The organism is Methanomicrobia archaeon (assembly GCA_016930255.1).
Taxonomy (GTDB): Archaea; Halobacteriota; Syntropharchaeia; order Alkanophagales; family Methanospirareceae; genus JACGMN01.
Genome location: JAFGHB010000063.1, coordinates 1 through 14,556 on the forward strand (window position 1 = coordinate 1; position 14,556 = coordinate 14,556).

At 49.8% G+C, this 14,556-nt stretch carries 15 protein-coding genes and 1 tRNA gene; 10 read left to right on the forward strand and 6 right to left on the reverse strand.

Going from position 1 to position 14,556, the window contains the following annotated elements:
- Window positions 1–248 (reverse strand): hypothetical protein (locus JW878_08560; protein ID MBN1763107.1); only part of this gene is annotated, 248 nt, incomplete at its 3' end.
- Window positions 249–255: 7 nt separating this feature from the next.
- On the opposite strand from JW878_08560, the gene JW878_08565 reads away from it, so the two are divergent.
- On the forward strand, window positions 256–1,623 hold the full coding sequence (locus JW878_08565) for a tyrosine-type recombinase/integrase (GenBank protein ID MBN1763108.1): 1,368 nt from the start codon (window positions 256–258) through the stop codon (window positions 1,621–1,623).
- Between the two features lie 560 nt (window positions 1,624–2,183).
- Window positions 2,184–2,648: a DUF2124 family protein gene (locus JW878_08570; GenBank protein ID MBN1763109.1), complete on the forward strand. Its 465-nt coding sequence runs from the start codon at window positions 2,184–2,186 to the stop codon at window positions 2,646–2,648.
- A gap of 45 nt (window positions 2,649–2,693) precedes the next feature.
- On the opposite strand, the gene JW878_08575 is transcribed toward JW878_08570, so the two are convergent.
- The 4 genes from JW878_08575 to JW878_08590 form a co-directional block, all read right to left on the reverse strand.
- Entirely contained in the window at window positions 2,694–3,278 is a 585-nt protein-coding gene (locus JW878_08575) for a hypothetical protein (GenBank protein MBN1763110.1), read from the reverse strand.
- 154 nt (window positions 3,279–3,432) lie between these two features.
- Window positions 3,433–4,563 (reverse strand): DUF373 family protein, encoded by a 1,131-nt coding sequence (locus JW878_08580; GenBank protein MBN1763111.1) that lies wholly within the window; start codon window positions 4,561–4,563, stop codon window positions 3,433–3,435.
- Window positions 4,564–4,609: 46 nt separating this feature from the next.
- Complete coding sequence (gene purF, locus JW878_08585; protein ID MBN1763112.1) at window positions 4,610–6,142, reverse strand: amidophosphoribosyltransferase; 1,533 nt, start codon at window positions 6,140–6,142, stop codon at window positions 4,610–4,612.
- Window positions 6,143–6,195: 53 nt separating this feature from the next.
- Window positions 6,196–7,275: a histone deacetylase gene (locus JW878_08590; protein MBN1763113.1), complete on the reverse strand. Its 1,080-nt coding sequence runs from the start codon at window positions 7,273–7,275 to the stop codon at window positions 6,196–6,198.
- Between the two features lie 200 nt (window positions 7,276–7,475).
- On the opposite strand from JW878_08590, the gene JW878_08595 reads away from it, so the two are divergent.
- From JW878_08595 to JW878_08625, 7 genes are all read left to right on the forward strand, one after another.
- Window positions 7,476–7,988, forward strand: a complete 513-nt coding sequence (locus JW878_08595; protein MBN1763114.1) for a signal peptidase I — start codon at window positions 7,476–7,478, stop codon at window positions 7,986–7,988.
- 30 nt (window positions 7,989–8,018) lie between these two features.
- A complete protein-coding gene (locus tag JW878_08600; protein ID MBN1763115.1) occupies window positions 8,019–8,540 on the forward strand; it encodes a 50S ribosomal protein L16 in 522 nt (173 codons plus the stop codon).
- Between the two features lie 118 nt (window positions 8,541–8,658).
- On the forward strand, window positions 8,659–9,210 hold the full coding sequence (locus JW878_08605) for a flavin reductase family protein (GenBank protein MBN1763116.1): 552 nt from the start codon (window positions 8,659–8,661) through the stop codon (window positions 9,208–9,210).
- The gene (locus tag JW878_08610) at window positions 9,207–10,373 is read left to right on the forward strand and encodes an argininosuccinate synthase (protein MBN1763117.1); all 1,167 of its coding nucleotides are present in this window, start codon (window positions 9,207–9,209) and stop codon (window positions 10,371–10,373) included. The genes JW878_08605 and JW878_08610 overlap by 4 nt, the downstream gene beginning before the upstream one ends.
- A 37-nt stretch (window positions 10,374–10,410) precedes the next feature.
- Window positions 10,411–11,730 carry a 3-phosphoshikimate 1-carboxyvinyltransferase gene (aroA, locus tag JW878_08615; protein MBN1763118.1) on the forward strand — a complete coding sequence of 440 codons (1,320 nt, stop codon included), beginning with the start codon at window positions 10,411–10,413 and terminating at the stop codon, window positions 11,728–11,730.
- 29 nt (window positions 11,731–11,759) lie between these two features.
- A complete protein-coding gene (locus JW878_08620; GenBank protein MBN1763119.1) occupies window positions 11,760–12,980 on the forward strand; it encodes a potassium channel protein in 1,221 nt (406 codons plus the stop codon).
- A 43-nt stretch (window positions 12,981–13,023) separates the two neighbouring features.
- Window positions 13,024–13,097 (forward strand) — tRNA-Trp (locus JW878_08625).
- A 13-nt stretch (window positions 13,098–13,110) separates the two neighbouring features.
- On the opposite strand, the gene JW878_08630 is transcribed toward JW878_08625, so the two are convergent.
- A complete protein-coding gene (locus tag JW878_08630) occupies window positions 13,111–13,638 on the reverse strand; it encodes a MogA/MoaB family molybdenum cofactor biosynthesis protein (GenBank protein ID MBN1763120.1) in 528 nt (175 codons plus the stop codon).
- Between the two features lie 105 nt (window positions 13,639–13,743).
- Here JW878_08630 and JW878_08635 point away from each other — a divergent pair, with 105 nt between their 5' ends.
- Complete coding sequence (locus tag JW878_08635; GenBank protein MBN1763121.1) at window positions 13,744–14,535, forward strand: slipin family protein; 792 nt, start codon at window positions 13,744–13,746, stop codon at window positions 14,533–14,535.
- Window positions 14,536–14,556: the final 21 nt, after the last annotated feature.

Consider the following 14,556-nt stretch of genomic DNA (forward strand, 5'->3'; position numbering starts at 1 on the left):
GAATCCGAGACGAGTGCGGGTTTGGTCTCCACCATGTGCTCCTGGATGGTTGCACCACCCGGTAACGCGTGGTTCACCACTTCCATGTAGTTGTTTATGGTATCGGGTGTGACTTCCTTACCCAATCTCGTCTCCAGAATCGCGTGCGCGTCATCCAATCCGAGCATGACGGTTCTTCTCATATCATCCCAGATCTGTTGCATCGCAGCATTGTTCACCCAATCCTTTTTATACAGGCAGATATCCATATAGGTGATGGAGAAGGTGACTGAGAAAGCGATTGACGTGGACTGGGTAGAAGCGAAAGCAGAACTCGAAAGAGACGATGATGCCTTTAGCGACACCAAAGAGGTACGGGTAACCCTCGTCGGAAGAGGCAGGAAAATCAGGGAAAACCGCGCACGACTGATAAAGTTATACTGCAATTGGAGAGCGCGAAGCCCTGGCGAACTGATAGAAGAAGCGAAACGAGTAGGCGTGAAGGATACAGAGCTGAAGCTAAAAGAGTTTTATGACTGGCTCCGGACTGACTACCTAATACCCGAAAAAGGAGGGAAGAGAAAAGGGGAAAGGGGACTGGCACCACGATCAGCGGGACGGATCATTGAGGATATACGGGTATTTTACAAAGAGAACGAGATTTCCATTGGAAATTTGCACTTGCCAACACCACGAAAACTAAAAGAGAACTTCAGAAAGTTCCTATCGGCACAGGATGTGAAGCGGATGATAGCGGTCTGTGAGCGGTTACGGGACAGAACGATCATCCTGTGCGCGTTCCAAGGCGGGCTGGGGATGAAAGAACTTATCACGCTGAACTATGGTGATGTGGCTGAGGGTTTAGAAAAGGGTGAAGTTCCACTCACGCTCCATCTCATGCGAGAGAAAGAGGGGATAGAATATTATACCTTCTTAGGGGAAGACGCGATAGATTCATTAAGCTGTTATATCAAGTTGAGGAAAAAAGGGTCGCGATATCTGGATCCCGAAGACATAAAGAGAGATTCTCCCCTCTTCATATCAGAATCCAACCGCCGCAGGAAGGAGCGTGTGAGGGCGTATGAAAGTGGGATTAACAGAGCGATGCAGGCAGTAGCACTGAAGGCAGGGCTGATAAGCGAAGAAGAGAAAGGGCGAACAATAAACACTGCGGGAATACACGCCTTACGTGCCTCGTTCTCCACACTCCTTCGGGATCAAGGTGTTCCTCCGGATTACGTAGAAGAGATGCTGGGGCATAAGCTTCCGTATGATAGCGCGTACATGAGAGCAACGGTAAACCGGCTCAAAGAGGCGTATATGAAGGCATATCCTGCATTGAGCATCAAACAGGTATTCGAGAAGCCCCCACAAAAAGAGGAGATAGATGAGCGAATCAAAGCGTATTTAGCACGAGTCGGCATAACGAATAATAATGGCAGGGTTTACAAATGCCCTTCTTGCAGTAGCAATCTCGATCAGAACTGGAATGTATGCCCTCACTGTGGATCGGATATCGGGGTTAAAAAATGCCCGAGCTGTAATTCCTCGATCGCGGCCTCGTGGAAATTCTGCCCTTATTGTAAACAAAATCTGAACAACCAGAAATATATCCATGACTGGATCCCTCGAGGGGATACGTGACTTAGATCCACAAACGCAATTGTGCCGGTAACATTTGCACAGTATTTAAATTAAATTTAGTAATAACTATGAAAAAAAGGTGAAAAATGAGCGAAGAGGCAATGCTGGAAGTGTTGGAAGCGCTATCGAAAATAGGGGGGCAATGGGAATTAGGAGAATCGGTGTGGCGTGTCTGGGGCTGGATACTGCTCCATTCCTGTCCCGTATCACAGAAGGAAATAGAGGAAGGCACGGGCTACAGCAGCGGATTGATCGCCATAAACGTGCAGAAATTGAAGATGGCGAATATGATTAATGAAACCTCTATGGGTGGAGATAAGCGTTATTTTGTTAATACCTCGTTAACTGACGCGTTTGGCACGTTTTCGAGGCGGTTTTTCGAGGATAACATAAAACCGGTGATTGCACTCCTCTCGGAAAACTTGGATAGGATAGAGAACGCAAAAGTGAAAAACACGTGCTGTGAACTCATAAACGAATATGAGAAATTAAATCCTATGGTTCTTGTCCTTTCCAGGCTAATCGAGGATATAAACACACGTGCGATAACCGGGGAGGAAATGAGAGAGAGAAACGGGATAGTGGATTTCACGGGAGCATTTAGAAACAGCATAGCAGACCTAAAGTATGGATCTAAAGTGGTGTTTACAGGTTCAGTAGCGGTATGCACACCTTTCATCGAATTGCTCGCGTACACGGTAAGAGATCGTGGTTTTAAGATGGTATATGTGCCGAGAGCGGATGCGAATGAGGCAAGGAAGATAAAGGAGATAGAGCACATAGGGTATAGCGTTATAGACGAAAAGGCGGATCCGAAAAAACCTGATGCCGTTGTCGTACTTGGTGGGCTGGCGATGCCTAAGTTTGGCTGTGAACCAGAGGATGTCACTCGTTTGATTGAAGAGCTATCTGGAGAGAAGAAACCGAAAGTTATCGGCGTGGGGTTCATGAACATCTTTGAGCGTACGGGCTGGGATAAGAAGCTCAAATTCGATACGCTAATCGATGAGGCCGTTGTTAAATAGCCCGTCCGTGTTCGGGATTGTGGCCTACCTACTCGAGTTCAAATTTTAAACTTTGTTTTGGATGGTGCGATACGTGTCTATTCGCTTTAAACTCCACTCGGCGTCGTCCATCTCGCCTTGCTCTTTCCAGTATTCATAGTTCTTTTGCCACGCGTCTGCGGGCACGTCATAATCCGAGATGTCTTCACCGGCGAGCGACATAACCTCCGCGGCATGTTCGTACGCGTCGGCGGCTCCGAAGAAGTTATCCTGCGCAAAGAAGAAATTACCAATGGTCTCGTAACGGTCCTTACAAGCCTCATAGTCCCCCGCCTTCTCATGCATCTGACATGCCATATTCATAAAGAACGCCCATAGTGAACGCTCCCCGAGCCGCTCAGCGAACGCGGATGAACGCTCAAAAAGCTCTGCTGCGTCCTTCCAGCGCTGGATCGTATCGCAAATCCGAGCGGCATTGAAATAGCCGTACATACACAAGAAGTAGCTGCCCTTACTCTCCTTTATCTCAGCATATCTTCTCCACAGTGCGATTGCACCCTCATAACTGCTCTTCTTCTCTTCTTCTCGCGCCTCACGCTCATAAGACCGTGCTGCCAAGTACGCATCCATCTCGTTTCCCTCCGCTTCCATCTTACATTCTGTAATAAATAATGCCTGACGTAATATATATAAGTTTCTAATTTTAATAATACATACCTATCAAACATTTCGTAATATCGTGAACCGATCGCACACTGGGATAATCGGTGTGAATTGATGGTCGTTCGGGCGTATGAATTACACGCTACTCGGTCTCTATTATCTTGTCATCGCCCTCATTTTCGTCTTTTATTGTCGTACCTTTCATATACAACGAAATCTTCACGCCTATAAAGGATATAAAAACAGCGCCGAGGATGGAGGAGAAGAGCGTCAGGTACCCTATAGGAGAAATACCTTTGTATAACCAGATGATGGCGTCGCTCCCGCCCCACAGAATCAGCCCCGAGGCAATTATAGAGAATAGAATGGCCCAGTGTCTCACTATTTTTTCGCCTTCTATCAGCATACTCATCATCTTGCCAATGAGCGGCGCGAGTGCAGCTCCAACGTACCACCATATGCTGAACTTGATGAAGTACACGATACCCACTAAGATCTGTTCGTCTAGCTCGGGTTCCACCTCGGTATAGCCCATAATGCCTTGGAAGGTGCCTGCTAAGAAAAGCACAAGCGCAACGATGTACGTAATAAACGATATCTTACCACCGTATAAGGACTGTTTCATGCTGTCAACGAGATTTATTATCAAGTTTTCACGCCCTAATCCTCTGAGCAGGATGTAAATTCCTACGACCCCTATGATAAGTCCCAGCGCTTTACCTGAGAGATTGAGCAGTAGCGAAACGGCTAACAGGAACATGATAAGACCTATTGGTGGCAAAAAGGTGTGCGAAAACTTTGGATCCTCTAACAACCGCTTGAACACATAAAACGTGTTCTCCAAAGGTTCACTCTGCTTTACCACCACTCGCCGGACAGAGTCAATCCGCACGCGCGACTGGATAATGGGGATAATCCATTCGTCCTCTGCACCATCACTCACGAGAATCGCAGATTTAGCCTCGAATTTGGAGAGAACCTCATCAAGTCGTTGTCCTATTCTCCTATCAGACTCTACGCCAACAATCTTATCGCCTGCGATTAAGACGACTTCCACCTCTGCGTCTTCCTCGCTTGCGTTCAGTCGTTCATAAATTCGAACCGCTTCAAATATCGCATTGATGTCCGACTCTTCGGAATCAGCGAGAGCCAACTTCGTTGCCGCGGATAAAAGCGCCTCTCTGCCTATAATGGGCGTCTCTAAACCTGCTTTCTCTCCGATGTCATTATCGCGGTCTACACAAATGATAAGTATCGTAGTTTTAGACCCCACTCTTCTCCCCCTCTACTCTAGCATTATTCACTTATAGGGTATAAAGCTATCGCTCGAATTGCGTCAGTCTCAACTGTCGCGCTATGCACGTTTCACCCGGTATTTCCACGGGATACTTACCAGTGAGACAGCCGAGGCACAGATTGTTTGCGTCTATACCCACGGCATCCATCAATCCTTCCATGCTTACATACCGTACCGAATCGGCGTTTAAAAATGCCGCTATCTCATCGAGGCTCCTCTCCCAGGCTACTAAATCCTTCCGCGTCGGCGTGTCAATGCCAAGGTAGCACGGCGCTATTATGGGCGAGCTCCCGATTCGCAGATGTACTTCCGTTGCGCCTTTCTTCTTCAAATAGTCCACGATTCTCCTCGAGGTGGTCCCCCGGACGATGCTGTCATCCACCAGCACAACCCGCTTCCCCTCTACGTTCGCTCGCACGACGTTTAATTTCAGTCGCACGGCAAGATCACGAGACGTTTGTTCCGGCATGATAAACGTCCGGCCTACGTAGCGGTTCTTTATAAAACCCTCCATATAATCGAGTCCTGAGCGTTTCGCGTAGCCGATAGCGTACGTTATGCCGGAATCCGGTACGGGTGATACAATGTCCGCGTCCACGCCGTGCTCCTCTGCTAGGCGCTCTCCTATCTTCAACCGCACGTTGTAGACCAATCGTCCGTCTAATACGGAATCCGGCCTCGCGAAATAGACATATTCAAAAACACAATGGGCGCTGGTAATCCCGCGGTATAACTGCTGAGAATCGAACGTAACAGCGTTTTTGGGCGTAGTTACACGACTCGGTAAGCCCTGCTGGGGGTTAATCATCAATACTTCACCGGGTCGCACATCGCGTAGTAAAGTCCCGCCTAACGTATCAATCGCAGGACTTTCTGAGGCTATTATGTACCCGGAATTAGCTCCGCCATTTCCATCTTTCAACTCGCCGAAGCACAGCGGTTTAATGCCCAACGGGTCCCTCACGGCTATCACCGTATTATTCATCAGAATAACCAACGAATAGGACCCTATCACGCATTTCATCACTTCCTTGATTGCTTCTATTGGATTACGTCGCATCAATTCCTTCGCCAGGAGCTGTGCTATCACCTCCGTGTCGGTATCAGAATGAAATATCCGACCCTCCTTCTCTAACGAGCGTCGTAACGCCTCCGCGTTGACCAGACTACCGTTCAGCGCTATAGCCATCTTTCCGTTCTTGTAATTGACGAGCAGAGGTTCGGTATTCTCGGCTTTTGACGCACCTACCGTGGAATACCGAACATGGCCGATGCCAATAGAGCCCTTCAGCGATTCTAATCGTTTTGGCGAGAACACTTCATAAACGTACCCCATAGCCTTTATCAGACTTATATCCTGCTCTGTTCTTGGTATATCGTTTTCTATCTCTGCGTTTGCACCGCTACTCACGCCTATACCTGCAGATTCCTGCCCCCGATGTTGCAACGCGTAGAGTGCATAATAGATGGGCAAGGCGACATCTCCGTTGGTTAGCGCGATACCCGCGATTCCGCATCCTTCCTTTTTGCTTACATCCACCTCATCATCCTTCATTTCTGAGACTCCTCCTTCACTCCTCCGCCGATTTACAATGGTCTAAATCCTCATCATAAATTCCAATAAACCTTTTGGACTGTCTTAATCTCCGCTATCCGGGTCATCACCCGCTCATTCGGACCGATTATGCGGTTCCTCAAATCCCCATTATCGGCGATGAGCGAATTGAAAACAGCGAGAACGGATTCCGCGATCGCGTTCAGATCGTATCCTCCTTCTAATGTCATCACAATCCGTCCTTTACACAGCTCGTTCGCTATCGCCATTATCACGTCCGTAAACAATCCAAACCCCTGAGATGTCACGGCCATTGAGGCCAACGGGTCGGCAACATGCGCATCAAAACCCGATGATACGAGCACAACTTCCGGTCGAAACTCTCGTGCTATCGGAACTAAAATGCTGGTGAATGCATATAGATAGCCTGCATCGTCCGTACCGATAGGCAGCGGGACGTTAACGGTGAATCCCGTGCCGTCGCCTTTACCTACTTCATTTATCCAGCCGGTGCCGGGATAGTGCGGATATTGATGTATGGAGAAATACAAGACCGAAGGGTCCTCGAAGAACACTTCCTGCGTGCCATTGCCGTGGTGCACATCCCAGTCAGCAATCAAAATGCGTTTAGCCCCGTATTCCCGCTTTAATTGTTCAGCAGCAATCGCAACGTTGTTAAATATGCAGAAACCTCGGCCTCTAGTCGAGTTAGCATGATGCCCTGGTGGCCGAACCAGCGCGAATATACGCCGCAGCTCGTTCGATTCATCCATTACCTCGTCTACCGCTTTTATCAAGCCGCCCGCGGCAAGTAACGCTATATCGTACGTAGCACTGCACAAAGGCGTGTCGGGGTCGAGCATGCCACCGCCGCTTTTACAGAGCGCTTCTACTTTCTGCACATAAGCGGGCGTATGCACGTATTCTATTTGCTCGCGTGAGGCTCGCACGGGGTGTATCCTTTCTATCTTCTTCGTTAGATTGCGCTCTTCCATACCGCGCATTATGCTTATCAGCCGTTCTGCGCTCTCAGGATGATACCCCGTATCGATGTGTGGTTCATACTCTCCGTGATACCCCGTGTCGTGTCGCAAATAATCCTCGTGATAGACAAATCCGGTGGCAGCGTTCATCTTTCGTTTCGTACGTAGTTAAATTGAATTGTTAACGGAACCAAAGCGTAATAAACTTTTTGGAACGTTCTGGTTCAATGAGTTCGATTGAACGTCAGTCAGGTTCGAGAGTGGAAGCTGGAAGCGAGAGCTATTCTTATTTTATTACTGGGGTCTACATGATTATCACGACCGAGGAACCGGAAGTTGGGAGAAGGCAGATGAAGAAAGCATTGATCGAACTGGGGAAGAGCCTGGTGGAGGCGCTGGTAATCGTCGCTCTTATCGTTTCTATAGCATACGTAGCTACGGGCTCGTGGCATATAGGCTTTGCGGTCGAGTCAGGGAGCATGGAGCCGAATATGCAGGTGGGCGATCTGATCTTCGTGCAAGCACCGCACCGCACGACTATCACAACCTACGAGGAGGGGCAGCAGCTCGATTATACAACCTTCAACAATTATGGTAACGTGATTATATACCGCCCGAATGGGCTCTCGTCCGCAACGCCGATAATACACCGGGCGATGTATTGGGTGGAGCAAGGAGAAGCAATGCCTAATGGCAAGCCCGCACCGCACGCCGGCTACATAACGAAGGGCGATAACAATTCCGGCTATGACCAGCCAATGCTGGGCGTGGACCCGGTGAAGCCTGAATGGGTGGTTGCGGTAGCGAAAGCGCGAGTTCCGTACTTGGGCTATCCCTCGCTCATCTTGAAAAAAGGTTTTTAAACAGGAACTTAGATGGAATAATAAGAAACCATGAGTAGAAAGCCAGCTCGGATGTACACGAAAGTAACAGGACCTGCATATGTGCGACGGAAATATATGGGTGGAGTTCCGGGAAGCAAGATTACCATTTTCGACATGGGCAATTCCAGTGCGGAGTTTCCGGTCTCTCTCTCCTTAGTTGCAAAGGAGGCGTGTCAGGTACGGCACAATGCGCTGGAAGCCGCACGGATATTCGCGAATCGGTATCTGGTGAAGGGTGTGGGGCGAAAGAATTTTCAGTTGAAGATTCGGCTGTATCCGCACCACGTGCTGCGGGAGAACAAATTGGCGACCGGAGCAGGAGCAGATCGTGTATCGAGCGGCATGCGACATGCGTTTGGGCGAGCGGTCGGAACGGCAGCGAGGGTGAAGCGTGGGCAGAAGATGCTCACCGTCGCGGTCGAGGAGGACAATGTGGATCAGGCGAAGGAAGCTCTGAGACGGGCGAGCTATAAGCTGCCGACACCGTGTAGGATCGTTATTGATAGAGGCGAAGAGTTGGTGGCTGCCTAATTTGCGGCTTTTTATCAGATAAATTTTCTGAGGAAGGGAAATAACAGAAAGCTTATAACCCCGCGCGCGAATTTAGGGTTTAATTAAGTGGATTGGAATACTGACAGGGTGTTGAAAGATGGAGCTTGAAAGAAAAGCATTCCCGAAATTGCTTGTTCGGACAGTAGTAGTTATTACAACAATCTCAGAACAAGGGATCGCGAATGCAGCTCCTTTCAGTTTCAATTCGCCAATAAGCTTCGATCCGCCGCTATATGGCTTCTCGTGCAACCCCGCGCACGATACGTGGCGGAACATCCAGGCGAACGGCGAGTTCGTGGTGAACGTGGTGGGAAAAGACCTCGCGGGAATCTTGCATATTCTTGAAACTGACTACCCGTACGAGGATAACGAGATAACACATGCGGGGTTAACAGAAGCACAAGCGAAGGTAGTAAAGCCGCCGAGGATAAAAGAAGCACTCGCATGGATGGAGTGCACACTTGAAACTACCGTTGAATTGGGCGACCATATCTGGATAATGGGGGGCGTAGTGGCAGTGGCAGTGAAGGACGAATTCTGGAAGGAAGCAGGGCGGCTTGACGTGGAAAAAGCGAACTTATTATGTCATTTAACAGGAGAATCTTTTGTCGTGGATATGAAAGAGGCGAACTATAAGAGGGCGAAATGAAGAAAGTAGTGCTTGCCTATTCAGGAGGATTGGACACATCGGTCTGCATTCCATTGCTGAGAGAGCAGTACGGCTACGATGAAGTGATCGCGGTACTGGTAGACGTAGGCCAGCCGGAAGCCGATATAAAAGAGGGTGTGGAGCGTGGCGAGAAGCTCGGGGACTCGTTCAGGCTCGTTGATGCCAAGGACGAGTTTGTGCGCGATTACATCTTCCGATTGATCAAAGCGAACGGGAGTTATGAGGGCTATGTGCTGGGCACGGCGATTGCGAGACCGTTGATAGCGAAGAAAGTAGTGGAAGTAGCGAAAGAGGAGAACGCCGAGGCGGTCGCGCATGGCTGCACCGGCAAGGGCAACGATCAACTCAGATTTGATGCGGTATTCAGGGCTACGGACCTGGACGTCATCGCACCGGTACGAGAGATGAGTTTAACGCGCGAAGAGGAGAAGAAGTACGCAGCGGAGCACGGCATTGCGTTTGGCGCGGAGAAGCGCTGGAGCATCGATGAGAATATCTGGAGCAGAAGCATCGAGGGCAGCGAATTAGAAGATCCTGCCTTTTTACCGCCTGAAGAGATCTTCCAATGGACCCTTTCCCAGGATGACGCGCCTGATGATGCTGAAATTGTAAAAATCGGCTTTGAGCGTGGAATTCCGGTCGCGTTGAACGGGAAGAGGATGGACGGTGTAACGCTCATTAAAGAGTTGAACAGGATGGGCGGCAAGCACGGTGTTGGCCGAACGGATATTATCGAAGATCGCGTTCTGGGCTTCAAGGCGCGTGAGAATTACGAGCATCCCGCCGCTACGATATTGCTGGAGGCGCATCGCGACCTCGAACGACTCGTTCTCACGAGAACCGAGCTGAAGTTCAAAGACTGTGTTGATCAGACCTGGAGTGAGCTGGTCTACCAGGGTTTGGTGATGGATCCGCTTTATGACGATCTTAATGCCTTTGTGGACAAGACGCAGGAACGGGTGACCGGCACAGTCTTTATGAGGCTGAAGAAGGGTGTTGCACGCGTCGTGGGACGGGAATCACCCAACGCATTGTATTCCGCGGATGTCTCCTTTGACGCGAAGCAAGAGACCCGGATCGTCGAGGGTTTTTCCATTTATCACGGCTTCCAGTCGCGAATGTGCAGAAAATCGTTGGAATGAACGTAACCGCGGATCGCAGCGGTATTGTTTTTGAGCTATGAACGTAACGGTGCGAAGGTCAGGGATCGAAGGCGAAATAATCGCGCCACCCTCGAAGAGCTATACGCATAGAGCCATAACGATAGCCTCGCTGGCGAGGGAAAGTGAGATTTCCTATCCGCTTCTCTCAGGAGATACCGAAGCGACCATTAACGCAGCGAGATGCGTAGGCGCGACGGTAACGGTAGATCGTGACGGATACGGGCCGAAAATAAAATTGGATGGTGTTGAAGGTAGTCCCGTCACACCCGAGGAGGTAATCAATGCTGAGAACTCAGGCACGACTTTACGGTTCTTTACTGCCGTGTCCGCGCTATGCGAAGGTGAGACCGTGCTCACCGGCGATGCGTCATTGAGTAAGCGGCCGAATTTGCCGTTACTGAACGCCTTGAACGATCTCGGTGCAGAGGCACACTCTACAAAAGGAGACGGCACCGCGCCATTAGTCGTAAAAGGCCGATTAACCGGTGGAGAGACTGCGATAGACGCATCCATCAGTTCACAGTTCATTTCCGCACTGCTCATCGCCTGCCCGCTTGCACCGAAAGATTCTTATATTCAGGCGAACAATCTTAGCTCAGTACCTTATATGAGAATGACAACCGAGGTCTTAGAGCAGGCAGGTGTTGGGGTTTCTTTTTCTACTTCGAGCGGTTCACAAGATTATTATTTCCACGTGGAAGGTGGGCGGAGTTATGATTTACGCAGGTTTACGGTGCCGGGCGATTTCTCGTCCGCCTCGTATCTCTTAGCCGCAGCTGCAATTACGGATTCAAAGCTGAAGGTAAGGAACCTGTTTCCCTCAGCGCAGGGCGATTCCCGGATCGTGGAGCTGTTAAAGGATATGGGTGCGATTATACGCTGGGACCGGGAGAGCGGGGTTGTGGAGGTAAACGGAGCTGAATCTACGGGTCTGAGTGGAATCACGGTAGATATGCGTGAGAATCCGGATTTAGTGCCGACAATCGCGGTTTTAGCTGCCGTTGCGAGTGGCACGACGGAGATAACCAGTGTTGCGCATCTCAGATATAAAGAGACCGATCGGTTGCGGTTCTTGGCAGAGGAGCTGCCGAAGCTGGGCGTGCGAGTAAAAGAGCGAGAGGACGGGTTGTTGATAGAAGGGCGGAAAGAGAAGGGCTTAACCGCGGGGGCGAAGGTCTATTCACACGATGATCACCGATTGGCGATGTCGTTGTGTATCGCGGCGCTTGCAACCAGAGGTGAAACGGTCGTTGAGGGTACTGAGTGCGTTAATATCTCTTATCCTGGCTTCTTTAAGGTTATGCGTGATTTAGGAGCTGAGGTAACCCTTTCGTAGTGGGGGTATGAAGAACAAAAACCAAGAAAATGACCGAAGATTTGAAGGATGAGATACGGGCTTTTAATGCGAAAGAAGTGCTCGTGGAGATGAAGGACATCTCAGGGTCGATGCTGGACCTCGCGTATTCCGCAGTTCTGTACAGCAGCCCGGAGATCGCGAACGAAGTGTTTAAATTGGAGCAGACGATGCATTCGCTCTTGTATAAATTGAGAATCGCGATCATGCTGGGGGCGCGGAACGTAGAGGATGCAATAGAATTCGCGGGGATATTACAGATCGCCTCGGCGGCGGAGAAGATCTCGAATGCGGCTAGCGACATCGCAAAGATAGCCACCTCGGTCAATATCACCGACTATCTCGATCGTGAGGATTTCGAGGAAGCGATACTCAATGTAACGATTAAGCCCACGTCTGTCTTAAAGAATAAGTCGCTGAAGAGCTTGAAGCTCGAAACCGAGACAGGGATGCACGTATTAGCGATGAAAAGGGGCTCGAAGTGGATTTATTCGCCGGATAAAGAGGAGCAATTGCGGGAAAACGACCTAATCATCACTTCAGGCCCGACCGAGGGAATACCGGCGTTTTGTAAATTTGCAACGGGTAAGGAGTACAAAGGCTGGGAGAAGGAGGAGCGAGAAGAAGGGATAAAAGGGAAGAAACTCACCGAAGAAATCGCAGATCTCATTGCGGATATGAAGAATATGTCAGAGCTGATGGTGGGGCTCTCGTATTCCGCCGTAAGGTTTTACAGCAAAGAGATAGCGCAGGAAGTGCGAGACATGGAAGAGTCAATGGATCGGATGAAGGAAGAGCTGGAGATCTTAGTGATAGAGGCGGCGCGCGGGGTAACGAAACGGAGCAATTTCGCGGAGTTCCGGGGCTTATTGCATATCGCGTGGTCTTCGGAAATACTATCGGACGCAGCGTACGAGATCGCCGACGTGGTGTTGCGTGATCTCCCCTTGCATCCGGTCTTTTCAGCCTCGATCGAAGAGTCCGACGAGATCATCCTGCGGATGGGAGTGAAGAACGAGGATATCTTTGACAAGACGCTCAAGGAGTTGAGAATAGAGACGCGAACGGGGATGTTCATACTGGCAATTCGGCGAAAGGACGGCAAATGGGTGTATAACCCCGCGGGCAGTGCAGTGATACGAAATGGCGATCTGCTCATCATGCGGGGGCCACGCGAGGGCGAGACGAAGATGAGGGAAATTTGCGGTGAGGTTATCAGTACAGATCAGTAATTATTTTAATACCCAGTCTAACATACAGTAGGATGTAAAAGAAGGGGTCGTGGCCTAGTCCGGAAGGGCAGCGGGCTCCAGACTCGCCGATCGTGCGTTCGAATCGCACCGACCCCATCGGGTTTTTTAATTATTCCTTTACATGCTTCAGTATATGCGCGATCTCAGGCATGATTATCTCTTGGAGCGCTAATTGCACTGCTGCGGGCGAGCCGGGCAGGCAGAAGATCGCTTTTTGATCGATCACACCACCGATCGCACGGCTTAATACTGCTGCCGTGCCTATCTCATCATAACTCTTCAGCCTGAAGAGCTCGCCGAAGCCCGTTATCTCCTTCGTCAGCAGCTTCGAGACAACCTCTATGGTAACGTCGTGTGTCGTCAAGCCCGTGCCGCCGGACGTGATAATGAAATCAGCACCAGTGCGCAAAGCGTTTACGATACCTTCGGCTATTTTGTCCTCCTCATCGGGCAGCACTTGATAGTATACCACCTCGTGCCCGTTTTCTCGCACGAGTTCCTGTGCGCTTTCGCCTGACAAATCGTCGATCTCTTCCTCTCCTCTTTCGCGCTTCCAGTATTTCGAGGTGCTGATCGTGAGTACTGCGCATTTGTAATGCTGCTTTACGCCATTCTTATGCTTTGCTGGCACGGTCATTTCTGTCTTCATAGTGTTACTGTACGGTGTAAACTATTAATAATGAAGGAATAGAATGGAGTTATATAGCATAGCATGGAAGTGGAGGAGGTGCTGAAATAAAAAATGGCTTATGAATGGCTTATTGGAGTTTTATTTTTTGCAGTGCTCGTATTGGCATCGTCGGTAAAGGTAGTGAAGGAATATGAGCGGGGTGTAATCTTCAGGCTTGGACGTCTGGTCGGCGCGAGGGGGCCAGGGCTGTTCTTGATCATACCCGTATTCGAGTCCATGGTGAAGATAGACTTGCGTGTATCTGTCTTTGATATACCCCCGCAAGAGGTCATAACCAAAGATAACGTCACTGCGAGAGTGAATGCTGTCGTTTATTACCGCGTGCTTGATCCCGAGAAGGCGGTAACTGAGGTAGAGCAATACCAGTATGCCACCTCGCAAATCGCTCTGACCACAATAAGGGGTGTGATCGGTCAGGCGGAGCTGGACGAAATACTCTCCGAGCGAGACAAGATCAATAAACGATTGCAGGTCATAATAGACGAAGCAACAGACCCTTGGGGCATAAAGGTCTCTTCAGTGGAGATAAAGGACGTTGAACTGCCAAAAGAGATGCAGCGTGCAATGGCGGCACAGGCAGAAGCAGAGCGGAATAAAAGAGCACGAATTATCTCCGCAGATGCCGAGTTCCAGGCGGCGAAGAAAGTTGCAGAAGCTGCGAGCGTCCTGCAAAAAGAAAAAGGCGGGATGTTCATTCGAACGCTCCAAACGATAAAGGAGGCGACGGAGGAGAAGGCCACCACAGTTATCATTCCGTTCCCGATAGAGATGCTCGATGCGCTGGGATACCGCTCTGAGGCACGTTCCAAGGATAAAGAAGAGACCAAGGAGAGATCGGAATAAGAGACCGAAGCTTTTTTCTTC

Coding starts and splice junctions, on each gene's coding strand:
- JW878_08570 (MBN1763109.1), top strand. CDS start 2,184: ATGAGAGAGAGAAACGGGATAGTGGATTTCACGGGAGCATTTAGAAAC.
- JW878_08595 (MBN1763114.1), top strand. CDS start 7,476: ATGAAGAAAGCATTGATCGAACTGGGGAAGAGCCTGGTGGAGGCGCTG.
- JW878_08590 (MBN1763113.1), bottom strand. CDS start 7,275: ATGAACGCTGCCACCGGATTTGTCTATCACGAGGATTATTTGCGACAC.
- aroA (MBN1763118.1), top strand. CDS start 10,411: ATGAACGTAACGGTGCGAAGGTCAGGGATCGAAGGCGAAATAATCGCG.
- JW878_08620 (MBN1763119.1), top strand. CDS start 11,760: ATGACCGAAGATTTGAAGGATGAGATACGGGCTTTTAATGCGAAAGAA.
- JW878_08575 (MBN1763110.1), bottom strand. CDS start 3,278: ATGGAAGCGGAGGGAAACGAGATGGATGCGTACTTGGCAGCACGGTCT.
- JW878_08565 (MBN1763108.1), top strand. CDS start 256: ATGGAGAAGGTGACTGAGAAAGCGATTGACGTGGACTGGGTAGAAGCG.
- JW878_08605 (MBN1763116.1), top strand. CDS start 8,659: ATGGAGCTTGAAAGAAAAGCATTCCCGAAATTGCTTGTTCGGACAGTA.
- purF (MBN1763112.1), bottom strand. CDS start 6,142: ATGAAGGATGATGAGGTGGATGTAAGCAAAAAGGAAGGATGCGGAATC.
- JW878_08635 (MBN1763121.1), top strand. CDS start 13,744: ATGGCTTATGAATGGCTTATTGGAGTTTTATTTTTTGCAGTGCTCGTA.
- JW878_08600 (MBN1763115.1), top strand. CDS start 8,019: ATGAGTAGAAAGCCAGCTCGGATGTACACGAAAGTAACAGGACCTGCA.
- JW878_08630 (MBN1763120.1), bottom strand. CDS start 13,638: ATGACCGTGCCAGCAAAGCATAAGAATGGCGTAAAGCAGCATTACAAA.
- JW878_08610 (MBN1763117.1), top strand. CDS start 9,207: ATGAAGAAAGTAGTGCTTGCCTATTCAGGAGGATTGGACACATCGGTC.